Annotated in this window: 17 protein-coding genes; 8 read left to right on the top strand and 9 right to left on the bottom strand. The window is 66.8% G+C overall.

Annotation, left to right across the window (positions count from 1 at the left end; genetic code table 11):
• Window positions 1–67: 67 nt before the first annotated feature.
• Together CNE_RS05995 and CNE_RS06000 are read left to right on the top strand one after the other, a co-directional pair.
• Window positions 68–3,475: a bifunctional diguanylate cyclase/phosphodiesterase gene (locus tag CNE_RS05995; protein WP_013956236.1), complete on the top strand. Its 3,408-nt coding sequence runs from the start codon at window positions 68–70 to the stop codon at window positions 3,473–3,475.
• A 71-nt stretch (window positions 3,476–3,546) separates the two neighbouring features.
• Window positions 3,547–4,194, top strand: coding sequence for a glycine-rich domain-containing protein (locus CNE_RS06000; RefSeq protein WP_013956237.1), 648 nt, complete (start codon window positions 3,547–3,549; stop codon window positions 4,192–4,194).
• A gap of 247 nt (window positions 4,195–4,441) precedes the next feature.
• On the opposite strand, the gene CNE_RS41500 is transcribed toward CNE_RS06000, so the two are convergent.
• Window positions 4,442–4,621, bottom strand: coding sequence for a hypothetical protein (locus CNE_RS41500; RefSeq protein WP_013956238.1), 180 nt, complete (start codon window positions 4,619–4,621; stop codon window positions 4,442–4,444).
• 200 nt (window positions 4,622–4,821) lie between these two features.
• Between CNE_RS41500 and CNE_RS06010 the strand changes: the two genes are divergently transcribed.
• On the top strand, window positions 4,822–8,325 hold the full coding sequence (locus tag CNE_RS06010; protein WP_013956239.1) for a pyruvate carboxylase: 3,504 nt from the start codon (window positions 4,822–4,824) through the stop codon (window positions 8,323–8,325).
• An 85-nt stretch (window positions 8,326–8,410) separates the two neighbouring features.
• On the opposite strand, the gene CNE_RS06015 is transcribed toward CNE_RS06010, so the two are convergent.
• Window positions 8,411–8,761 carry a hypothetical protein gene (locus CNE_RS06015; protein ID WP_013956240.1) on the bottom strand — a complete coding sequence of 117 codons (351 nt, stop codon included), beginning with the start codon at window positions 8,759–8,761 and terminating at the stop codon, window positions 8,411–8,413.
• Between the two features lie 302 nt (window positions 8,762–9,063).
• Between CNE_RS06015 and CNE_RS06020 the strand changes: the two genes are divergently transcribed.
• The gene (locus tag CNE_RS06020; protein ID WP_013956241.1) at window positions 9,064–10,845 is read left to right on the top strand and encodes a SulP family inorganic anion transporter; all 1,782 of its coding nucleotides are present in this window, start codon (window positions 9,064–9,066) and stop codon (window positions 10,843–10,845) included.
• Between the two features lie 38 nt (window positions 10,846–10,883).
• Here CNE_RS06020 and CNE_RS06025 read toward each other — a convergent pair whose 3' ends face one another.
• From CNE_RS06025 to CNE_RS06055, 7 genes are all read right to left on the bottom strand, one after another.
• Window positions 10,884–12,209 (bottom strand): MFS transporter, encoded by a 1,326-nt coding sequence (locus CNE_RS06025; protein ID WP_013956242.1) that lies wholly within the window; start codon window positions 12,207–12,209, stop codon window positions 10,884–10,886.
• A 127-nt stretch (window positions 12,210–12,336) separates the two neighbouring features.
• Window positions 12,337–13,317, bottom strand: a complete 981-nt coding sequence (locus tag CNE_RS06030; protein WP_013956243.1) for a tripartite tricarboxylate transporter substrate binding protein — start codon at window positions 13,315–13,317, stop codon at window positions 12,337–12,339.
• 70 nt (window positions 13,318–13,387) lie between these two features.
• Window positions 13,388–16,954, bottom strand: coding sequence for an indolepyruvate ferredoxin oxidoreductase family protein (locus tag CNE_RS06035; RefSeq protein ID WP_013956244.1), 3,567 nt, complete (start codon window positions 16,952–16,954; stop codon window positions 13,388–13,390).
• 91 nt (window positions 16,955–17,045) lie between these two features.
• Window positions 17,046–18,080, bottom strand: coding sequence for an Ldh family oxidoreductase (locus CNE_RS06040; RefSeq protein ID WP_013956245.1), 1,035 nt, complete (start codon window positions 18,078–18,080; stop codon window positions 17,046–17,048).
• On the bottom strand, window positions 18,077–18,781 hold the full coding sequence (locus tag CNE_RS06045) for a GntR family transcriptional regulator (protein WP_013956246.1): 705 nt from the start codon (window positions 18,779–18,781) through the stop codon (window positions 18,077–18,079). The genes CNE_RS06040 and CNE_RS06045 overlap by 4 nt, the downstream gene beginning before the upstream one ends.
• Before the next feature lie 6 nt (window positions 18,782–18,787).
• Window positions 18,788–19,942 (bottom strand): UxaA family hydrolase, encoded by a 1,155-nt coding sequence (locus tag CNE_RS06050; protein ID WP_013956247.1) that lies wholly within the window; start codon window positions 19,940–19,942, stop codon window positions 18,788–18,790.
• 5 nt (window positions 19,943–19,947) lie between these two features.
• Entirely contained in the window at window positions 19,948–20,238 is a 291-nt protein-coding gene (locus CNE_RS06055) for a UxaA family hydrolase (protein WP_013956248.1), read from the bottom strand.
• A gap of 217 nt (window positions 20,239–20,455) precedes the next feature.
• On the opposite strand from CNE_RS06055, the gene CNE_RS06060 reads away from it, so the two are divergent.
• From CNE_RS06060 to CNE_RS06075, 4 genes are read left to right on the top strand one after another with little or no spacing between them, the layout of a single operon-like run.
• Window positions 20,456–20,917 carry a hypothetical protein gene (locus tag CNE_RS06060; RefSeq protein WP_013956249.1) on the top strand — a complete coding sequence of 154 codons (462 nt, stop codon included), beginning with the start codon at window positions 20,456–20,458 and terminating at the stop codon, window positions 20,915–20,917.
• The gene (locus CNE_RS06065) at window positions 20,907–21,272 is read left to right on the top strand and encodes a hypothetical protein (protein ID WP_013956250.1); all 366 of its coding nucleotides are present in this window, start codon (window positions 20,907–20,909) and stop codon (window positions 21,270–21,272) included. Before CNE_RS06060 ends, CNE_RS06065 begins: the two co-directional genes overlap by 11 nt.
• Window positions 21,273–21,324: 52 nt before the next feature.
• Complete coding sequence (locus CNE_RS06070; RefSeq protein ID WP_013956251.1) at window positions 21,325–22,296, top strand: zinc-binding dehydrogenase; 972 nt, start codon at window positions 21,325–21,327, stop codon at window positions 22,294–22,296.
• Window positions 22,297–22,329: 33 nt separating this feature from the next.
• Window positions 22,330–23,124 carry a TauD/TfdA dioxygenase family protein gene (locus CNE_RS06075; RefSeq protein ID WP_013956252.1) on the top strand — a complete coding sequence of 265 codons (795 nt, stop codon included), beginning with the start codon at window positions 22,330–22,332 and terminating at the stop codon, window positions 23,122–23,124.
• Window positions 23,125–23,127 lie beyond the last annotated feature (3 nt).

Raw genomic sequence — 23,127 nt, forward strand, 5'->3', positions numbered from 1 at the left:
TCCGAATAGAACCCCAGCCAATAAGTGCACTATTAGCATCAGTCGTTGGTGACGGCCGCTCAGCCGCATGGCTGCCATCGACATCCGGGGGGAAACAATCTTGCGCCAGACGCTTGCGCGCGCGCTGCGCCCGCTTGGACGCCTTGGGTCGCGCACCATCACCGCGGGCACCTTGCTGCTTGGCGTGATGACGACGGCTGTCGTCTATGCGTTCTGCACCGACCTGCTGGAAAAGGACGTCCGCCTGCGATTTGAGAACGATACTGGCGATGTGATCCAGCAGATCGATACACGGATCCGCCTCTATACCGATGTACTCGTGACCATGCAGGCGCTGTTCGGCGCCAGCGACCATGTCTCGCGCGGCGAGTTTCGCGATTTCGTCAGCGGCTTGAACCTGCCGCAGCGCTATCCCGGTTTCCAGACGCTGAACTACGCGCCGTACGTGCCGGCGGCCGAGATCGACGCCTTTGTCGCCCGGCAGCGCAGCGATCCGATCCTGCGCGAGGCGGGCGTGACGTTTAACGTGCGGCCCCCCGGCCGGCGGCCGGGCCATTTCGTGCTGACCTATGTCGAGCCGCTCGACATCAACCTGGCGTCGATCGGCATCGACATGGGCGCCGAGCCACGGCGCCTGGCTGCGCTTGAACGCGCGCGCGATACCGGGGAGTCAGTCAGCAGCGGGCGCCTGATCTTCAGCGAGGCAAAGAACCCGCATGTGGGCATCGCCCTGCGCCTGCCGGTGTACCGCAAGGTGCCCGACCTGGATTCCGTGGAAGCGCGCCGACGCGCCTATGTCGGCTCGGTTGGCGCGGGGATCCGGGTGGATGACCTGCTGAAGGACCTGGTCAGCAATGAGAACCTGCGCCGGATCCGGTTCCGCGTGCATGACGCCGGAGACTTCGCGGAGGCGGCGGTCCCGTCCTCCGCCGCCAACCTGCTCTATGACAGCCTGACCGGCCTGGCGGTCGGGGAGCGCAGCCGGGGCGCCGGCGGCAGCGCCGTCCACGCCAGTGCCGCGCGTGGCGCGACGGCACTGGCGGACGGCCAGGCGGCCCCGGCCCAGCATGATCTGGTCAAGAGCGTGGTGCGGAATTTCGGCGGACGGCGCTGGGTAATCGCGTTTGCTGCCGATGCCAAGGCCATCAGTGGTCCCCAGCGCTACCTGCCGGCGCTGGTGGTGATTTCCGGCCTGATCATCAGCGTGCTGCTGGGGTGGCTGGCCTATGCGCTTTCGAGTTCGCGGGCGCGCGCCGTGGCCGTGGCCGACCAGATGACGCACAGCCTGCGCGACAGCCAGGCCGCGCTGGCCGAGGCGCAGCAGATTGCCCGCCTGGGCGACTGGCGCATCGACCTGGACAAGGACATCGCGCATTTTTCCCGGGAAATGGCGCGCCTGCTGGGCTTGCGCGGCGACAAACCGACTCCGGAAGCGCTGTTCCAGGCGATCGACGCCGGCCATCGCGCCGTGCTGCAGGAAAGGATGCGGGTAGCCCTGCAGGATCGCCAGCCGTTCGAGTTCGAGTGCCCCTACCGTTCGCGGCGCGGGCGGCGGGGCTGGCTGCACCTGATCGGCCACGCGCATGGGGCGGCGGACAGCGCCGTGCTGCGGGGCACCGCGCAGGACATCAGCCAGCGCAAGTCCGCCGAGCAGGCCAGGATGCAGGAACACCAGATTGCCCTGCACCTGGCCACCGCCACCAGCGAAACCGAGGTGCTGGAGGAGATTGTCCACACGCTGCTCGAAGGCATGGACTGGGAGGCGGGTGCCTTCTGGCCGGGCGATGACAGCCAGGGGCTGAAGCTGCCACCGGTCTACCTGGCCCGCGTCAAGGTGCTGCAGCCCTGGTTCGCCGAGCGCCCCGCAGGGCCGGCCGGCGCTGCGGTCTTGCAGGCGCCGCAATGGTATGCAAGCCGGAGCGCGATGGCCCGGCATTCGCAAGCCAGGTGGCTCGACGCGGGCGGCATCCGGACGGTGTTCGCCTTCCCGCTGAGCAGGGGGCACGTGACGCTCGGCGTGGTCGAACTCTATTCCCGCAGCAAGCGCAGCCCCGATACGCATGCGCTCGCGATGGCGGGCGGCATTGCCAATCAGACCGGGCACTTCCTGCTGCGGCGCCAGGCCGAGGAGAACCTGCGCTTCCTCGCCAATCACGATGCCCTCACCGGCCTGCCCAACCGCCTCATGTTCAAGGCCGAGTTCGAGCAGGCGCTGACACGTGCCCGCGCCAGCGACCAGGCGCTGCATGTCATTTTCGTGGACCTGGACGAGTTCAAAGTCGTGAACGACACGATCGGCCACAACGCCGGCGACATCGTGCTGCGCGAGATGGCCGACCGGTTGCGCGGGAGTCTGGAGGAGGTGGAGCTGATCACCCGCTTCGGCGGCGATGAATTCGTCGTGCTGCTGGACCCCAAGGGCGATTCGACGCTCCTGGAGCGGACCATCGCCAGGATCCAGGCTGCGCTCGCGCCAGGCTTCGTCGTCAACGAGTCGGAGCTGCGCATGACGGCAAGCATCGGCATCAGCTCCTTCCCCGAGGACGGCAGCGACTGGCAGACCCTGCTCAAGCATGCCGACCTGGCCATGTACGGTGCCAAGCAGCTCGGCAAGAACGGCTACCAGTTCTACTGCCGGGGCATGAGCGCGTCCCTGCAGCGGCGCATCGACATGGAGACGCACCTGCACCGCGCGCTCGAGCAGAACGAATTCATCCTCTACTACCAGCCGCGCATTGCGCTCGCGTCGGGAGCGTGCACGGCGGTCGAGGCACTGATCCGCTGGCGCCACCCGGAACTGGGCCTGGTCATGCCCGGAGATTTCATTCCCTTCGCGGAGCAGAGCGGCGCCATTGTCGAGATCGGCGCCTGGGCGCTGCGCGAAGCGTGCCGGCAGAATGCCGCATGGCGCGCGCAGGGGCTGCCGCCGGTGCGTGTTTCAGTCAATCTTTCGGCACGGCAGTTTGCCGACAAGTCGCTCAGGCTGACCATTATCGATGCCCTGCGGCAAGCGGCCTTGCCTGGCAACCTGCTGGAGCTGGAACTCACCGAAAGCATGATCATGCGCGATGCCGAACAGGCTTCCAGCTGGCTCTCGCGCCTGAAGCGCACCGGCGTTCGACTGGCGATCGACGACTTCGGCACCGGCTATTCCTCACTTGCCTACCTGAGCCGCTTCCCGATCGATACGGTCAAGATCGACCGTAGCTTCGTCCGCTACGTACCGGAAAGCCGCAGCGACACGCAGATTACCAGCGCGGTGATCGGGCTCGGCCACCGGCTCGGCCTGGAAGTGGTCGCCGAAGGCGTGGAGAACGAGGTGCAACTCGAATTCCTGCGCCGCGAAGGCTGCGACGAGGTGCAGGGCTACTACTTCAGCCATCCGCTGCCGCCGGCGAAGATCACTGCCTTCCTCGCCAGCCGCATGGAGAACGGCCCCGCTATCGAGCACGGGCCGCAACCGCTGCGCGCCTGACTGCCGGCAATCCGGCGCGCGCTTATGCAAGTCCAATAAAAGGCAGTCAAATAAAAATGGGAGCATGAATCATGCAGGTCCGTACTATTGAAATCATGTGGCAGGCCATCGACGCCCTGGACTTTTCCAGGATGAAGGCCAAGCTGCTGCACCAGAAGTATGCGCACTGGTCGCCAGAATCGCTGGAGCAGGCGGAGAGCGGCTACCGGCAATTCCTCAAGCTGGCGGCGAAGCATCCGGACACGCCCGCTGTCCCCAGCGAGCAGGTGGATGCCTTCTGGCATGCCCACATCCTGGACACCAGGCGCTATGCCAGCGATTGCGAGCGCATCTTCGGCTATGTCCTTCACCACGACCCCTACGTTGGCATCGACGGCCCGGAGGATGAGGCCCGCCTCCTGCAAATGGCCGCGGCGAGCGATGCGCTGAGCATGCGCGAATTCGGCAGCCCGCTGACGTCTGCCGCATATTGTGCCCGGGCAGCAGCTGACGAGGCCGCGTACTGCGCACGCATGGCGAAGGCGGAGGAGCCCGCGTACTGTGCACGGATGGCCAAGGCGGAAGAACCGGCGTACTGCGCACGCATGGCCAAGGCGGAGGAACCGGCGTACTGCGCACGCATGGCCAAGGCGGACGATCCCGCGTACTGCGCCCGCATGGCCAAGGTCGGCGCCCCCGCATACTGCGCACTGGCTTCGCCCCAGCCCGCGGCCTGCTGAAGGCCTGGCATTCGTGGCCGGGCGGGTGTCGTCAGCCTGGCCACGTTGCCCACGCTGGCACTATCGGTTGCCGCGAGGCATAGGTGCTGCATCGCGCATTGGCCGCGGCATCGATGAAATGAAAAATTTCATTTCTGAAATCCGATAGGCTGGCCTCGGAAGAAAATCCTCCACTAAATCAAAGGGATGGTGCCTGAATCGGCCGTGGCCCGCTTCTTGCGGCAGCAGGCCGGGATGGGCGCGTATTTCATCGCGCCTGCAAACCTGCCGTCGCCCTGGCCATCGCGCTGCGTCGCGGGCAGGCGAACCTGGTCTTGAAGAGGAAGGCACCACGATGTACTACGGAAGAAACGGAGCCCGCGGGCACAGCCGCGAGCTTGCCGGAGATGGCGATCAGCCGCTTGCCGGCCAGAATCGAAGCGAGCATGGCGATCGGGACCAGCCGTCGCCAAAGCGAGCCAACTGGGCATGGGCCGCTGCATCGGCGCACTATGACTGGATGGACTCGCACGCCCCATTTGCCCATTACGACTAGCGGCCCGGGCAAGCCTTGCGCCCGTGCTGCATCCCTGATCACCTGACCCTGCCGTGGCGGTTGCGCACGGCTGGTTCGTTTCCCTGCGCCCCATGGACTACGCTCCTATCCGTTCCCTGCTGATTGCCAACCGTTCCGAGATCGCGATCCGCGTGATGCGCGCCGCCGCCGAGATGAATGTGCGCACGGTGGCGATCTATTCGAAGGAAGACCGCCTCGCGCTCCATCGCTTCAAGTCCGATGAGAGCTACCTGGTCGGCGAAGGCAAGAAGCCGCTGGCGGCTTACCTCGACATCGACGATATCCTGCGCATTGCCAGGCAGGCAAAGGTCGACGCCATTCATCCGGGCTATGGCTTCCTCTCGGAAAACCCGGACTTCGCGCAGGCCGTGATCGACGCGGGAATCCGCTGGATCGGCCCGTCGCCCGAGGTCATGCGCAAGCTTGGCAACAAGGTGGCGGCGCGCAACGCGGCGATCGAGGCGGGCGTGCCGGTAATGCCGGCAACTGATCCGCTGCCGCATGACCTGGATACGTGCAAGCGCCTGGCCGCCGGCGTCGGCTATCCGCTGATGCTCAAGGCAAGCTGGGGCGGCGGCGGACGCGGCATGCGGGTCCTGGAAAGCGAGCAGGACCTTGAGGGGGCGCTCGCCGCGGCGCGGCGCGAGGCGCTGGCTGCGTTCGGCAATGACGAGGTCTATGTCGAAAAGCTGGTGCGCAACGCGCGCCATGTCGAAGTGCAGGTGCTCGGCGACACGCACGGCAACCTCGTGCATCTCTATGAGCGCGACTGTACCGTGCAGCGGCGCAACCAGAAGGTGGTGGAGCGGGCGCCCGCGCCGTATCTCGACGATGCCGGCCGGGCCGCGCTGTGCGAATCGGCCCTGCGGCTGATGCGCGCGGTCGGCTACACCCATGCCGGTACGGTCGAATTCCTGATGGATGCCGATTCCGGCCAGTTCTACTTCATCGAGGTCAATCCGCGCATCCAGGTCGAACACACGGTCACGGAGATGGTCACTGGGATCGATATCGTCAAGGCGCAGATCCGCGTGACGGAGGGCGGCCATATCGGCATGACCGAGAACACGCGCAATGAAAACGGCGAGATCGTCGTGCGCGCCGCGGGCGTGCCGGTGCAGGAAGCGATTTCGCTCAACGGTCACGCGCTGCAATGCCGGATCACCACCGAGGACCCGGAGAACGGCTTCCTGCCGGACTATGGCCGCCTCACCGCCTACCGCAGCGCGGCCGGCTTCGGCGTGCGCCTGGACGCCGGCACTGCCTACGGCGGCGCGGTGATCACGCCGTACTACGATTCGCTGCTGGTCAAGGTCACCACCTGGGCGCCGACCGCGCCCGAATCGATCCGGCGCATGGACCGTGCGCTGCGCGAGTTCCGCATTCGCGGCGTCGCGTCCAACCTGCAGTTCCTCGAGAACGTCATCAACCATCCCGCGTTCCGGTCCGGCGATGTCACCACGCGCTTTATCGACCTGACGCCGGAACTGCTGGCCTTCACCAAGCGCCTGGACCGCGCCACCAAGCTGCTGCGTTACCTGGGCGAGGTCAGCGTCAACGGGCACCCGGAGATGAGCGGCCGCACGCTGCCATCGCTGCCGCTGCCCACACCGGTCCTGCCCGCCTTCGACACCAGCGGTGCGCTGCCCTACGGTACGCGCGATCGGCTGCGCGAGCTGGGCGCGGAGAAGTTCTCGCGCTGGATGCTGGAGCAGAAGCAGGTGCTGCTGACTGACACCACCATGCGCGACGCGCACCAGTCGCTGTTCGCCACGCGCATGCGCACCGCCGACATGCTGCCGATCGCGCCGTTCTATGCGCGCGAACTGTCGCAGCTGTTTTCGCTGGAGTGCTGGGGTGGCGCCACCTTCGACGTGGCGCTGCGCTTCCTCAAGGAAGACCCGTGGCAGCGCCTTGAGCAACTGCGCGAGCGCGTGCCCAACGTGCTGTTCCAGATGCTGCTGCGCGGCTCCAACGCGGTCGGCTACACCAATTATGCCGACAACGTGGTGCGCTTCTTCGTGCGCCAGGCGGCCAGCGCCGGCGTGGATGTGTTCCGCGTGTTCGATTCACTGAACTGGGTGCGCAACATGCGGGTCGCGATCGACGCCGTCGGCGAGAGCGGCGCGCTGTGCGAAGGCGCGATCTGCTATACCGGCGACCTGTTCGACAAGTCGCGCGCCAAATACGACCTGAAGTACTACGTCGGCATCGCGCGCGAGCTGAAGCAGGCCGGCGTGCATGTGCTGGGCATCAAGGACATGGCAGGCATCTGCCGTCCGCAGGCCGCGGCGGCACTGGTCAGGGCGCTCAAGGAAGAGACCGGGCTGCCGGTGCATTTCCATACCCACGACACCAGCGGCATCTCGGCCGCTTCGGCGCTGGCCGCGATCGAGGCCGGCTGCGATGCGGTCGACGGCGCGCTCGACGCCATGAGCGGGCTGACCTCGCAACCCAACCTGTCGAGCATCGCCGCGGCCCTGGCCGGCAGCGAGCGCGATCCCGGCCTCAGCCTGGAGCGCCTGCACGAAGCGTCGATGTACTGGGAAGGGGTGCGCCGCTTCTACGCGCCGTTCGAATCCGAAATCCGCGCCGGCACCGCCGACGTGTACCGCCACGAGATGCCCGGCGGCCAGTACACCAACCTGCGCGAGCAGGCGCGCTCGCTCGGCATCGAGCATCGCTGGACCGAGGTGTCGCGTGCCTATGCCGAGGTCAACCAGATGTTCGGCGACATCGTCAAGGTGACGCCGACGTCCAAGGTAGTCGGCGACCTGGCATTGATGATGGTGGCCAACGACCTGAGCGCCGCCGACGTGTGCGATCCGGCCAAGGAAACCGCCTTCCCTGAATCGGTGGTGTCGCTGTTCAAGGGCGAACTGGGCTTTCCGCCCGACGGCTTCCCCGCGGCACTGTCGCGCAAGGTGCTGCGCGGCGAGCCGCCAGCGCCGTACCGGCCCGGCGACCAGATCCCGCCGGTCGACCTCGACGCGGCGCGCGCCGCGGGTGAAGCAGCGTGCGAACAGCCGCTCGACGACCGCCAGCTGGCTTCGTACCTGATGTACCCGAAGCAGGCCGGCGAGTACCACGCGCATGTGCGCAACTACAGCGACACCTCGGTGGTACCCACGCCGGCATACCTGTACGGCTTGCAGCCGCAGGAAGAAGTGGCCATCGACATCGCCGCCGGCAAGACCCTGCTGGTCTCGCTGCAAGGCACGCACCCCGATGCCGAAGAGGGTGTCATCAAGGTCCAGTTCGAGCTGAACGGGCAGTCGCGCACCACGCTGGTCGAGCAGCGCAGCACCACGCAAGCGGCGGCGAAGCGCCACAGCCGTCCGGTTGCCGAGCCCGACAACCCGCTGCATGTCGCTGCGCCCATGCCGGGCTCGATCGTGACGGTGGCGGTGCAGCCGGGGCAGCGCGTGGCTGCGGGCACGACGCTGCTGGCGCTGGAGGCGATGAAGATGGAGACCCATATCGCGGCGGAGCGGGACTGCGAAATCGCCGCAGTCCATGTTCAGCAGGGCGATCGCGTGGCGGCGAAGGATCTGCTGATTGAACTGAAGAATTGACGCTGGCTGGCAGGCGCAGGCTCCGATTCGCATCCCGCGGCGAACCGTCCGCCACTTCCACCACGCCGTGCAGACAGATTCCCGGCTACGTGCAGTTGTCCCGGTACGCCTGCTGCAGTTGCTTGCGCGTCTTGTCGCGTTCGATCTTGGGGATGGTGCGGCCTTGCGCGTTCTGGGTGGCAGGGCCGGATGATTGATAGGAGCGCTTCTTGGAGGTGGCGTTGTATTGCTCCTTCAGGGCTTCGCACTTGGCGCGCGCGGCATCGTCAGGATCGGGCGAGGCGGCTGACGGGGGGCGATAGGGACTGGCCCCGCCTTGCACCGCTTCCGATATGGCGCCGGCGGCACCGTCTGCCGGTGCGGGCTGCGCCAGGGCAGGCGAGGCCCACGCCAGGGCCAGCAGGCCGGTTGCCAGGCATCTCGTCGATATCGGCATCTTGTCTCTCCCCGGTGCAAAGGCATTCCGCTGGGCGCGGGAACCCTGTCGGACTACAGGCTGGCTTGCCAGACCATCATACGTCCCATTACCGGGATTGTCAGAAGCGAATGACCCGGGCGGTTCTTCCCCGTAGTCAGATCGGGAGCGCGGTGCGGCAAGCAGGCAGCATTGCATTGCAGCATCCGAGGGGTTTCGCGGCACCCCGACCAGGGCGTTCCAGGGCCGGCTGATCCACTTCTTTCTTTGATCCGGCGGGGCGGCACCCTCTATAGTCGATGTATGCCAAGGAGATGCCCCCCATGGAGCCTCAGAACCTGACTCCCGCCGCGCAGCGCGACGCCGACAAGGCACCCGGGTGGTTGCGCTGGCTCCCCGGGGTCCAGATGCTGAAGTCATACCAGCCGGGCTGGCTGCCGAACGACCTCGCCGGCGGGCTGGTGCTGACCACCATGCTGGTGCCGGTCGGCATCGCCTACGCGGAGGCCTCCGGCGTGCCCGGTGTCTACGGGCTCTACGCCACCATGATCCCGATGCTGGTGTATGCCGTGTTCGGCCCGAGCCGGATCCTTGTGCTGGGGCCGGATTCGGCCCTGGCCGCGCCGATCCTGGCTGTGGTGCTGCAGGTCTCCGGCGGCGATCCGGCGCGCGCCATCATGGTGGCCAGCATGATGGCAATCGTCTCGGGCGTGGTCTGCATCGTGATGGGGCTGTTGCGGCTGGGGTTCATTACCGAGTTGCTGTCCAAGCCGATCCGCTATGGCTACATGAACGGGATCGCGCTCGCGGTGCTGGTCAGCCAGTTGCCCAAGCTGTTCGCCATCTCGATCGAGGACGCCGGCCCGCTGCGGGAGATAATCAGCCTCGGCCGGGCGATCCTGGCCGGCGAGACCAACTGGTACAGCTTTGCGGTCGGCGCGGGCAGCCTGGTGCTGATCCTGTTCCTGAAGCGCTTCGAGCGCATTCCCGGCATCCTGATCGCGGTGATCATTGCCACGCTGGCCGTCAGCGGGCTCCACCTGGACCAGTCCGGCGTGAAGGTGCTGGGCCAGATCCCGCAAGGCTTGCCGGCCTTTGTCGTGCCCTGGGTGAGCGATGCGGACCTGGTGAAGATCCTGCTGGGCGGGTGTGCCGTTGCGCTGATCTCGTTCGCGGATACCAGCGTGCTGTCGCGCACCTTTGCCGCGCGCACCAACACCCGCGTCGACCCGAACCAGGAGATGGTCGGGCTGGGCGCCGCCAACCTGGCCGCGGGCTTCTTCCAGGGCTTTCCGATCAGCAGCAGCTCGTCCCGTACGCCGGTGGCCGAAGCCGCGGGCGCGAAGACCCAGCTTACCGGCGTGTTGGGTGCGCTGGCCGTGGCGGCGCTGCTGATGTTCGCGCCCAACCTGCTGCAGTACCTGCCAAACAGCGCGCTGGCCGCGGTGGTGATCGCGGCGGCCATCGGCCTGTTCGAGGTGAATGACCTGAAGCGCATCTACCGGATCCAGCAGTGGGAGTTCTGGCTTTCCATGGTGTGCTTTGCCGCGGTGGCGGTGTTCGGGGCCATCCAGGGGATCATCCTGGCCGTGGTCATCGCCGTTATTGAGTTCCTGTGGGACGGCTGGCGGCCGCACTATGCCGTGCTCGGCCGCGTCGAAGGCCTGCGCGGCTACCACGACATGCAACGCTACCCGCATGCGCAGCGCATCGACGGCCTGGTGCTGTTCCGCTGGGATGCGCCGCTGTTCTTCGCCAATGCCGAACTGTTCCAGGAGCGGCTGATGGAAGCGATCGATGCATCGCCGACACCCGTGCGCAGGGTCGTAGTGGCGGCCGAACCGGTGACCAGTGTCGATGTCACCTCGGCCGACATGCTGCGCGAACTGAGCCGCACCCTGGACGCGCGCGGCATTGCGCTGCATTTCGCCGAGATGAAGGATCCGGTGCGTGACAAGCTCAAGCGCTTCGAGCTGATGGAAGCGATTGGCGACAAGAATTTCCATCCGACCGTTGGCAGTGCGGTGGATGACTACCTTGGACTTGACGACGGCCCGGCCGGCACGGGCAGCGGAAGTGCGCCTGCGGCGCAGGCCGGCCAGTGAAAAGACCTGCGCCGCATGCTTCGTTGCCGGCGCTGGGCTTACGAGAGCCGCCGGCCGAGCGTCTCCGGCACCATGGCCAACCCGAGCAGCGAGACCAGGCCGCAGCCGATCAGGTAGAAGGCCGGCGCATTGGGGCTGCCTGTCAGGTGGATCAGCACGGTCGAGAACAATTGGGCAAAGCCGCCGAATATCGCAATCGCCACATAGTAGGTCACGGACATGCCGGTGGCCCGCAGGCGCTGCGGCAATACCTCGCTCACCAGCACCAGCGTGGCGGGCGAAGTCATGGCCATGGGGATGGCCAGGCACCCGACCACCACCAGCAGGCAAGTCAATGACGGAAAGGTGTTGAGCACGAAAAAGGCTGGATAGGCCATCAGCAGCAACACCACGCGCGACCACCACACCATGGTGCGGCGCCCGACGCGGTCGCACATCCAGCCGGCGATCGGACCGAACACCACCATCATGGCCGCGGCCACGAAGCCGGCCCAGACCGCCTCCCCGCGCGGGATATGCAGCTGGAAGGTAGCGTAGTTCGGCAGATAGTAGGCGATCAGGTGTACCGCCGCGGCGAGGCCGGTCATCAGGAGCACGCTGGCCACCAGCTCACGCCAGTGCTGGCGCATCAGCTGCCATCCGCCGGCAGCGGCCTTCTTGCGCGGCGGCGGCACCAGCGTTTCCTCCAGGCGCCGGCGGATCAGCTGGCCGATGGGGATTACCAGGATGCCGAGCAGGAATGCAGCGCGCCAGCCCCAATGCTCGAGGGCATCGGCGCTGAGCGTATGGCTGAGCGAGAGCGCCACCAGCGCTGCGAACACGGCGGCAATACCCTGGCTGGCCGTCTGCCAGCTGGTGTAGAAGCCGCGCGAGCGTTCGTCCGCGTACTCCAGCAGCATGGCGCTGGCCGAGCCCATCTCACCGCCGATCGCAAAGCCCTGCAGCAGGCGTGCGAGGATCATCAGGACCGGGGCCAGGTAGCCGATCTGTGCATAGGTCGGCGTCACCACGAGGATCAGGGCGCTGAACGCCATCAGCCACATCGACAGCAGCACCGCGGGCTTGCGGCCATGGCGGTCGGCGTATGCGCCGATCACCAGTCCGCCCAGGGGCCGCATCAGGTAGCCCGCGCCAAAGGTGCCGAACGACAGTAGCAACTGGCCGAGCGGATTGCCGACAGGAAAATAGAGGGGAATGATCAGGGTGGCGAAGAAGTTGTACACCCCCGAGTCGTATAACTCCAGGGCACCGCCGATGGTGATGGCGGTGACCGCAGAAGCCTTGGACATGGGCTTGGGGTTGTCCTCGGCCGGCGCGGGCGTGGATACTGGCGACACCATGGTGGTGGTGGGATCGAGGGGCAAAGCTGTCTCCTGGCGCGGCCGTTGCCGGTACGGGTGCGGGCAAGAAGCCGCCGCGCGCTGTTGTTAGTCTGATGAAGTGAGTCGGTGGAGGCGGGCCGGCGGCCTGGCGTCGCCGGGCCGTGCTGCCTTATTCCAGCCGGAACCCGGTCTGCTTGATGGCGAGCGCCCATTTCTTCTGCTCGGCCGCCATGAAGCTGGCAAACTGGTCTGGGGAACTCTGGCTGGCGGGCTCATAACCCCTGCTGACGAGTTGCTGGCGCACGCCAGGCGCATTCAGGGCCTTCTCGATCTCCTTGCCGAGCAGCGCGACGATTTCCTTCGGCGTGCCGGCGGGTGCCACCAGGCCATACCATTCGCTGGCCTCGATACCGGGGAAGCCCGCCTCCGCCATGGTCGGCACATCCGGGAACAACGGCAGCCGCTGCTTGCTGGCCACGGCGATGCCCTTGAGCTGGCCGCCCTTGACGAACGGCATCACCGCCGGCACGCCGTGGAACATCATCTGGATGTGGCCTCCGACCATGTCGGTCAGCGCCTGCGGTCCGCCCTTGTAGGGCGCGTGCACGACATTGATATGGGCGGTCTCCTTGAACACCTCGGTGATCACGTTCTGCTGGGTGCCCGGGCCGACCGATGCATAGCTGAGCTTGCCGGGCTCCGCCTTGGCGCGTGCCACCAGGTCCTTGACAGAGCCGCCCACGGACGGGTGGATTACCAGCATGTACGGCGAGCTTGCCATCAGCCCCAGCGGCGCGAAGTCCTTGCCCATGTCGAAGGGCAGGTTCTTGTGCAGGCCGGCGTTGATCGCCATCGGTGCGCTGGCGACCAGCAGCGTGTAGCCATCCGGTGCCGCCTTGGCGCCCATGCCGGCGCCGATATTGCCGGTTGCCCCGGGCCGGTTGTCGACCACGACTTGCTGGCCCAGGCTGGCTGTCATCTTCTCGGCCACCGTGCGGGTGACGGCATCGACGCCGCCGCCCGCCGGCCAGGGTACGATGATGCGGATCGGGCGGTTGGGGTATCCGCCTTGTGCCAGCGCGCCGGTGGCGCAGGCGGCCAGTGCGATCGCGCCCAGGGTACGGCCAAAGCGGTTCAGTACGGATTTCATCTGTTGTCTCCTCGCTGTCTCTGGCGGGCCCCGTGCGGGTGGCGGGGCCTACGCTGTTTCAGTCTTTGGTTTATGCCGCTTCAGTAGCCTTGGTCTGTCCCGGCTTTGCGCTTCCTTGCTGCCATTGCGCCATCAGCCGCTCCCAGCGCGTGCGGGTGGCCGCCAGGTTGCGCGCCTTGACGTGGCCGTAGCCGCGGATTTCCTGCGGCAGCCGGGCAATCTCCAGCGCCAGGTCAAGGTTTTGCGCGGAAAGTGCCGGCAGCAAGGCTTCCACGCTGCGCCGGAATTCACCGATCAAGGCCCGCTCTTCCTTGCGCTCCAGGGTGTAGCCGAAGGGGTCGAATGCCGTGCCGCGCAGTCCCTTGAACCGGGCCAGTACGCCGAACGCGCTGCGCATCCACGGGCCATAGGCGCCTTTCACCAGTTCGCCGGCCTGGTTCTTCCGCGCAAACAGGGGAGGGGCCAGGTGATGGACCAGCCGGACCTTGCCTTCGAACATCGCCGCAATCTGCTGGCGGAATGCGGCGCCGGTATGCAGGCGAGCCACCTCATATTCGTCTTTATAGGCCATCAGCTTGAACAGCGAGCGGGCCACGGCTTCGGTCAGGCGGGTGCCGCCGACGACCGATTCCGCTGCCTTCACGCGGCCCACTAACGACTCGTATTGCGCCGCATAGGCCCGGTTCTGGTAGCCGGCCAGGAAGTCGGCATGCTTCGTCATCAGTTCCCCGACCGGCACCTTGCGCACGAACTGGATTACCTGCGAGCCGGCCGGCTGCGCGGGTATCTTCGACATATCGTGGGCGCACAGCCGGCCCCATTCGAAGGCCGCCTTGTTGCTGTCGACCTGCACGCCGTTGAGCTCGATGGCGCGCATCAGCGCGGCGTGCGACAGCGGCACCTTGCCTTTCTGCCAGGCATAGCCGAGCAGCAGCAGGTTGGCGAAGATCGACTGGCCGAGCAGCTGCTTCGCCACCTGTTCGGCGTCGAAGCTGGCGAGCTGGCCTTCGCCGACGGACTGCGCGATCCGCGCCACGGCCTCGCCGGTCTGCGGATCCCAGTCGGGATTGCGGACAAAGGCCGCGGTCGGGGTGAGATGGCTGTTCAGCACCACATAGGTCCGCGCCGGCGACATCGCGGCCAGCGAGGTCTTGCCGGCTGCGACCACGGTATCGCAGGCGATCACCAGGTCGGCCATGGCCATGTCGACGCGGCTCGCATGCAGGGCGTCCGGGCTGGCGGCGATCTGGATGTGGCTCCAGGTGGCCCCACCCATCTGCGCCATGCCGGTCGCATCCTGGGTGATCACGCCCTTGCCCTCCAGGTGGGCGGCCATGCCCAGCACGCCGCCGATGGTGACGATGCCGGTGCCGCCGATCCCCGCCACCACGATGCGCTGCGGCTTGCCGGCATCCGGCAGCGTGGGCATCGGGATGGCCGGAGGCGTGGCGCGGCCGCTCGCGGTGGCGGCGGGCTTCTTCAGTTGGCCGCCTTCGACCGTGACAAAGCTCGGGCAGAAGCCCTTGGTGCAGGAGAAGTCCTTGTTGCAGGTATCCTGGTTGACCTTGCGCTTGCGGCCGAAGTCGGTTTCCACCGGCTGCACGGCCAGGCAATTGCTTTGCACGGAGCAGTCGCCGCAGCCTTCGCACACCAGCTCGTTGATGACCACGCGCTTCGCCGGATCGACCATGGTGCCGCGCTTGCGCTCGCGGCGCTTCTTGGTGGCGCAGGCCTGGTCGTAGATGATCACGGTCACGCCGGACACCTCGCGCAGCTCGCGCTGCACGGTATCGAGCTCGTCGCGGTGGCGCACGGTGACGCCGGCGGCGAGGTTGTCGACACCCTTGTACTTGCCCGGTTCGTCCGTGACCACGACGATCTGCCGCGCGCCTTCGGCGCCCAGTTCGCGCGTCATCGCCGGCACGTCGAGCTGGCCGTCCACCGGCTGGCCGCCGGTCATGGCCACGGCGCTGTTGAACAGGATCTTGTAGGTCAGGTTCACGCCGGCGTGGATCGACTGGCGTACCGCCAGCAGGCCGGAGTGGTTGTAGGTGCCGTCGCCCAGGTTGGCGAACATGTGGGTGCGCTTGCTGAAGGGCGCCTGGCCCATCCAGTGCACGCCTTCGCCGCCCATCTGCGACCACGAGGTGGTCGAGCGGTCCATCCACACCACCATGCCGTGGCAGCCGATGCCGGCGGTCGCGACCGAGCCCTCCGGCACCTGGGTGCTGGTGTTGTGCGGGCAGCCCGGGCAGAACCACGGCAGGCGATCGGTGGCGCGCGTATCGCCCTGGCCGGTGGCGCGTTCCTTCGCTTCGATTTCCTGCAGGCGCACGTCCATGCGCGCGGCCACGTCGGCCGGCACGCCCAGCGCCTTGAGCCGCTGCGCGATGGCCTTGGCCACCAGCGCGGGCGAGAGATCGGCCTTGGCGCGCAGCAGCCAGTCCTCGGCGGGCTTGCGGTGGCTCCATTCGCCGCCGGCGCCGTCGGTGTGGTGGTACTTGCCGAAGACGGCCGGGCGGGCGGCGGGCGGGTAGTGGTACAGCTCGTCCTTGAGCTGCTGCTCGATGACGGGACGCTTTTCCTCGACCACCAGGATTTCGCGCAGCCCGCGCGCAAAGTCGCGCACGCTGTCGGGCTCCAGCGGCCAAACCACGCTGACCTTGTGCAGCCGGATGCCGAGCGCGCGGCAGGTGGCGTCATCCAGCCCGAGGTCGAGCAGGGCCTGGCGCGTGTCGCTGTAGGCCTTGCCGCTGGCGATGATGCCGAGGCGGTCGCCGGATCCCTCGATCACGTTGCGGTTCAGGCGGTTGGCACGCACATAGGCGAGCGCGGCCGGCCACTTGAACTCCATCATGCGCGCCTCGGCCGCGAGCGGATCGTCGGGCCAGCGGATATGCAGTCCGCCCTCGGGCAGGGCGAAGTCTTCCGGCAACACGATGCGCACGCGATCCGAGTCGGTGGTCACCGAGGCGCCCGATTCCACCACCTCCTGCACGGTCTTCATGCCGGCCCACAGCCCGCTGAAGCGGCTCATGGCGAGGGCATGCACGCCGAGATCGAGGATGTCCTGCACATTGGACGGGAAGAACACCGGCAGCCCGCACGCCATGAAGGTGTGGTCGCTCTGGTGGGCCAGCGTGCTGCTCTTGGAGACATGGTCATCGCCGGCGAGCGCGATCACGCCACCCAGCGGCGAGGTGCCGGCGAGGTTGGCATGCTTGAGCGCATCGCCGCTGCGGTCGACGCCGGGACCCTTGCCATACCAGATGCCGAACACGCCGTCGTAGCGCTTGCTGGCGGCATCGAACTCCAGTTGCTGCGAGCCCCAGACCGCCGTGACGCCGAGTTCCTCGTTGACGCCGGGTTTGAAGACCACGTGGTTATCGGCAAGATGCTTCTTTGCCTGCCACAGCGCCTGGTCATAGGTCCCCAGGGGTGAACCGCGGTAGCCGGAAATAAAGGCGGCGGTGTTGTGGCCGGCCGCGGCATCGCGCTTGCGCTGCAACAGCGGCAGGCGTACCAGCGCCTGCACGCCGCTCATGTAGGCACGGCCGGAGTCCAGCGCGTACTTGTCGTCGATCGACACGGCTTGCATCGCCTGCCGGGCCGCGTCGGGGAGGATTGGAGCATTCATAAGGGCGGTTTTCAGGCAAACAGGGTTGAACGGGGCCTGCCGGCGTGCCTTGGCACCCGGATTCCAGGCAATACAGGTGATGGAAGCGGCGCTAGCCGGGGAGGGGGATGCCGAGTTCGCGGCCTAGCGCATCCAGTTCCCGCACGACCGCGTCGGGCAGGGCGATGCCTTGCTCGCGGCCTTCGCGTTCGAGCGCTTCGCCTCGGTGTCCGGGGAGCCGGGCATCGGCGCCGCCGGCGGCAAGATAATTGCCGGTCCACTGCGCCATGTAGTCGGCGAACAGGTCCTTGCCGGCAAAGGCGTCCGGCTTTACCAGCCAGACAAAACCGCCTTGGCGGCCGACCGCGCCGGCGCCTGCGACGGTGTTGCGCGCGGGAGAAAGCGAGTCTGCGGTGGCGGCCATGGCACCGGCCAGGCACTCCACCATCATGGCGATGCCGATGCCTTTGTGCCCGCCGGTGGGCAGCAGCGAGCCTTCCAGCGCGCGTTGCGCATCGGTGGTCGGATGGCCGTCGGCGTCTAGCGCCCAGTCATCGGGAATCGGCTTGCCTTCACGGGCGGCCAGCAGGATATGGCCGCGGGCGGCGACGCTGCAGGCGACGTCGAACACGATCGGCGCCGCGCCCGGCAACGGGCAGCCGAAGGCGATGGGGTTGTGCCCGATCGCGGCGCGGGCAAATCCTTCCATGCCCAGCACGGGCGGCGTGCGCTGTCCGACCATGCAGAAGGCACCCGCCTCGGCAGCCAGCAGCGCTGGGATGCCCAGCGCGCCGAGATGGCCGCACGATTGCACCGCAACCAGCACGGACGCGCACGATTGCAGCGCCTCCAGCCCCAGTTGCACGGCGCGCGGGCCCGCGATCTGGCCCATGGCGCCGTCGGCGTCCAGCACGATGCCGCCCGGAAAGGCCTTGTGCGACATCTCGGGGCGCGGGTTGAAATCGCCGGCACGCAGGCGTTCGACATAGGAGGGGACCCGCGTCAGGCCATGCGTCTTGTAGCCACGCAGTTCGCTGCGCACCAGTGCGGCCGCGGCTTCGGTAGCCTGGTCTGGCGCCACGCCGCACGACTCGAACACGGCGGCGGTCCAGCGCGCAAGGCGGTCGGTTTTCCAGCGGATACTCATGTGGATTTCTCCCGCACGATCATCAGGCGCTCCGCGAACGGGGCGGCATAGATCGACTGGTAGTAGAGCGGCTGGTCGCGCAGCGTGTAGCCACGTAACTCCATGATGAATGCCGGCGCTTCCGGGTCGAGCCCGAGTTCCTGCGCGGCCGCGGCCGGGGCCGGGCCAAAGCGGATCCACTGGTCCACGCGCAGCGTCGGCAGCGACAGGCGCTGGCCGATCAGCTCGCGCAGGTTCTTCTCCAGGGCATCGCGGTCCAGCCCGCCAAGTTGCGCAAAGTCTTCCTCGCGCAGCCAGAACTCGCTGTAGAGGTCGAAGCGGCCGCCGACGCTGATCACGCGCTCGATGCGCACGTAGCCGTCACCGGCGAGGAACTCCGACCACGGTCCCTTGCGCTTGATACGCTTTACCGAGCGCGCGTGGACGTAGGACGGCAGCTCGTTGCCCTGTTCATCGCGAAAGCGCAGGTAACGGACATCCGCCGGCGCAACGCGCGTCCCGGAGACAAAGGTGCCCCGTCCCTGTTCGCGCGTGATCAGTCCGGAGTGCGTCAGCCGCGCCAATGCCTTCTGGATCGTGCCGACGCTGACCCCATGGAAGCTGGCGAGCTCGCCCTCGGAGGGCAGGCGGTCGCCCTCGCGCAGTGCGCCGGATTCGATGGAGTGGATGATCGCGTCGGAGACGCTGCGAAGTTTGGTCATGGTTGTTCAGAGGCTCAGTGCGAATCGACTGACCGCGGTCTCCCGGATATCGAGCACCTCGCTGGTCAGCCGCGTGCCGGATGCGACGTCCATCGCATAACCAAACAGCTGCTCGCCGAGGTCGGAGATCTTGTCCCCGTTCTGCAGGACTCCGCTGACGTCGAAGTCAATGTTGTCGGCCATGGTGTGCAGGGTATTGACGTTGCCGCACACCTTGACGGTCGGTGCCACCATGCTGCCGATGGGGTTGCCCACCCCCGTGCCGAAGAAGGTGAGCTGGCATCCGCCGGCGGCCAGCGCAGTGAGATTTTCCACTGCCGCGGCCGGCGCGTCCATGAAATGCAGCCCCTTCTTCTGCGGCGCCTCGCCGTAGCGCAGCACGCCCACCAGTGGGCTGGTGCCGGCCTTGGCCATGGCGCCCAGCGCCTTTTCCTCGACCGTGGTCAGGCCGCCGCGCTTGTTGTCGGGCGAAGGCTGGTCCTCGCGCATGTCGACGCCGCGCGAGATCGCCAGGTTTTCCATGTTGCGCACCGCCGTGACAAAGGCCTCGCGCACCCGGCCATCGGCCGCGCGCTCGGCGAACAGATGCTCGGCGCCGATGAACTCCGAGGTTTCGGAAATGATCACGGTGCCGCCGCCGGCGATCACCATGTCCGCCATGCGGCCGATCACCGGATTGCAGCTCAGCCCGGAAGTGGTGTCAGAACCGCCGCACTCGACGCCGATCACCAGCGACGACACCGGGCACGGCACGCGGCGCGCCTTCGACGCCGCCAGCGAGAGCCGGCTGGCCTTGCGCGTGCCTTCGGCAATGCATGCAACCGTGCCGTCGGGCTGCAGGTGCACGCATTCGACCGGCTTGCCGGTGCTGCGGATGCGGCGTGCGACCTCTTCCGTCGACGATTCTTCCAGGCCCACCAGCAGCACCGCGGCGATATTGGGATTGCGGCCAAGGCCGGCCAGCGACTCGAACGCGAAATCCAGGTCGGCGCCGAACTGTCCGCGCACGAACAGCGTCGTGACCGGGATGCAGCCGCCTACGGTGCGGGCAATGGTGCGGGTGACCGGATTGCAGTTGTCCATCACGGAAACCACCGCGACCCAGTTGCGCACACCGACCGCGCCGTTCTCGCGCGGGTATCCGAGGAAGGTTGTTGTCATCTGCATTACCCCTTTTGCAGGTCGCCGCGGGCACGCGCCGACTCGATGTTGTGAACGTGCATGTGTTCGCCGGCGCGCACCGCGCGGCTGGCGCGGCCGATGACCTGGCCGTACTTCAGGATGGTTTCTCCCTCGACCGTGTCGGCGATGCAGATCTTGTGGCCGAACGGCACGTCTTGCAGCAGCACCAGCTTGCCTTGTCGCTCGCCTTCCAGCGCGCAGGCGTCGCCGGCCTGGCCGGCGTCCAGCAGGGTGGCCACATTGTCGGCCGGGTTCAGTACGATGGCTCGGGGCATTGATCAACTCCTGTATAGGTGTTGGGATCAAATGTAGGGAGCCTGCTGGTATCTAGTCAAGGATAAATAGGGATACTCAGCGAAAACCACTACTCCTAGAGTGAAAGTCCTATATAGAAGTTTGTTGACATCGGCCCGACCGCTGTCTATCGTCATGACAACGGCGATGTTGTTTGCGCCGGAGCATCGACGCAGTGAATCAACGGAGAAGGCGGACATGAACGTCATGTCACACAAGGAAAAGATTGCGAAGCTGCAGGCCCTGCGCGCACGCCTGGATCCCCTGGAGGACTTCGGCCTGTGGTTCTGGGCAGGCATGACCGCCGGCACCCATGCCGTCAATGCAGCACTGCATCAGGCGGGCATCACGCTGGATGACGACCGGTTCCCGACGCAACCCGGCGTCTACCTGGTGCCGCAGCCCGACGGCAGCCTGAAGCCGGCGTTCCGGCCGCTGGGCGACGTCCTGCATGTCGGTCGCCCGAAAGTGGAGGGGCCGGTGCCTGCCGATATCGCCGAGATGATGGAAGTGATGGAGCACATCGAGCACTACCGCGATCCCTGTCTGCGCGAAGGGCTGGCGCCGACCGCCGGGATTGCGCAAGGTTGCGACGCCGCGCTGCGCCGCTGCCTGGGATTGCTGGAAGCGCGCCTGGAGGGAGACCGCCATGGACATTGAGCAGCACATGGCGATGGCGCGCAGTCTCGAGGCGTCGCTGCAGAAGTGCACCAGCGTCGACTACGAGATGACTATCGAAGGCGCGATGCTGGCGGGAACGCACTGGTTGAACGCGCTACTGCACAAGGTGGGTGCGACGCCGCCGCAGGCGGATGTGTTCCATACCTACCTGCTGACGGTCAATGAATTCCGGCGGCTGGCGGTGGCGGCGGAGAAGCCGCTGCACGCCCTGGCCGCCATCGAGGATACGCGGGCGCCGTTTGTACGCGGCAACCATCCGGGTGGAGAAGCTGCCGCCGAACGGGCGCTGGAGCTGCTGTCGTTGATCCGCGCGACGGCGCTGGGCAGCGCATAGCAAGTACAGACGCAGCAAGAGACACGTCGAGAGACAGGAAAAGGAGACAACAGTGAAGGCAGTCCGTGTAGTGCCGGGCCCCGAGGGCGGCAAGGTCGAAGTGCAGGATATCCCCGTGCCGGTGGTGGCAGCGGGGCAGGTACTGGTGAGGGTGCGCGCCGCGGGCCTCAACCGTGGCGAAATCAACCAGGCGAAGGAGCTGCGCTCGGGCAACACCATCACCACCGGCGTCGAATTTGCCGGCGAGATCGCGGAAGTCGGCGAAGGCGTCAGCGGCTGGCGCAAGGGCGACCGCGTGATGGGCCATGGCCGCGGGTGCCAGGCGGAGTACGTGGTGGCCGACCCGTTGGCACTGATCCCGGTGCCGGACGGCTTGTCATGGATCGATGCCGCGGCGTTCCCCAACGTCTTTATCACCGCGCATGACGCACTGGTCACCAACGGCCGCCTGGTGGCGGGCGAGTCGGTGCTGGTCAACGGCGCCTCGGGCGGCGTGGCGATGGCGGCGATCCAGATCGCCTCGCTGATGGGCGCCCGGCCTGTGATTGCGTCCTCGCGCTCGGCGGCCAAGCTGGACAAAATCAGCCAGTTCGGCGTGGATGTCGGCATCGACGCCTCGAAGGACGACCAGGTCGAGGCGGTCTTGCAGGCCACCGACAACAAGGGCGTCGACATCATCATCGATACCGTCGGCGGCCCGGTGTTCGAGGCCAATATGAAAAGCCTGGCAATCAAGGGCCGCCTGGTGAACATCGCGCGGCTGGGCTCGGCAACCGCCCAGATCGACCTGGCACAGCTCTGGCTCAAGCGCCTGCAGCTGATCGGCGTGACCTTCCGCACCCGCACGGAACAGGAGCGGCTGGAGTGCATCCAGGCCTGCGCGCGCGACATGCTGCCGTTTTTGCGCGCGGGCCGCGTGCGGCTGCCGATCGATCGGACCTTTGCCATGACCGACATCGACGCCGCGCATGCGTACATGAAGCAAGACCAGCACGTCGGCAAGATCGTGTTGCTGGTCGACTGATTCCACAGAAAGCGATAGATAAGAGGAGACATGATGACAATCCAGATCAAGCCGCTGACCGGCTCCGTGGCTGCAGCCGTGACCGGTGTCGACCTGAACCAGCCGCTCGACGACGCCAGCTTCGAGATCCTGCACCGGGCGTTCCTGGAGCATGGCGTGCTGGTGTTCCGCGGCCAGCAACTGCAGCCGGCCGCGCAGGTCGCGTTCGCCCGGCGCTGGGGCAAGCCGGTGCAGGGCAACCCGCTGCTCAAGGGCCTGACCGAGTTCCCGGAACTGGCTCAGGTCACCAGGATCCCGAAGGAAACCGCCTCGACCGAGGCCTGGCATTCGGACTCGATCTATACCGAGGTGCCGCCGAAGATCTCGATCCTGTCGGCGGTCACCATCCCCATCGGTGGCGACACCATGTGGTGCAACCAGTACGTCTCGTACGACCGCCTGTCGCCGGCGATGCAGCGCATGATCGAAGGGCTGCGGGCCCGCTTCTCGGGGGCGCGGCTGGCCAAGATGACGGGTTCGGACAAGGTGCCGACGGCCGTGCACCCGATCGTGCGCACGCACCCGGAGACCGGGCGCAAGGCGCTTTATGTCGGCCACCCCGACACCGCGCAGTGCATCGAAGGCATGACCGAAGTGGAGAGCCGTCCGCTGCTCGACTTCCTGTATGAGCACTCGGTGACGCCGGACAACGTCTACCGCCATATGTGGCAGGAGGGCGATGTGGTGATGTGGGATAACCGCTGCACCATGCACTACGCCGTGCACGACTATGGCAATGCCGACCGCGTGCTGAACCGCGTCACGCTGGAAGGGGAAGTGCCCCGCTGAGCT

Origin of the sequence: Cupriavidus necator N-1 (assembly GCF_000219215.1) — a bacterium.
GTDB classification, from domain to species: domain Bacteria; phylum Pseudomonadota; class Gammaproteobacteria; order Burkholderiales; family Burkholderiaceae; genus Cupriavidus; species Cupriavidus necator.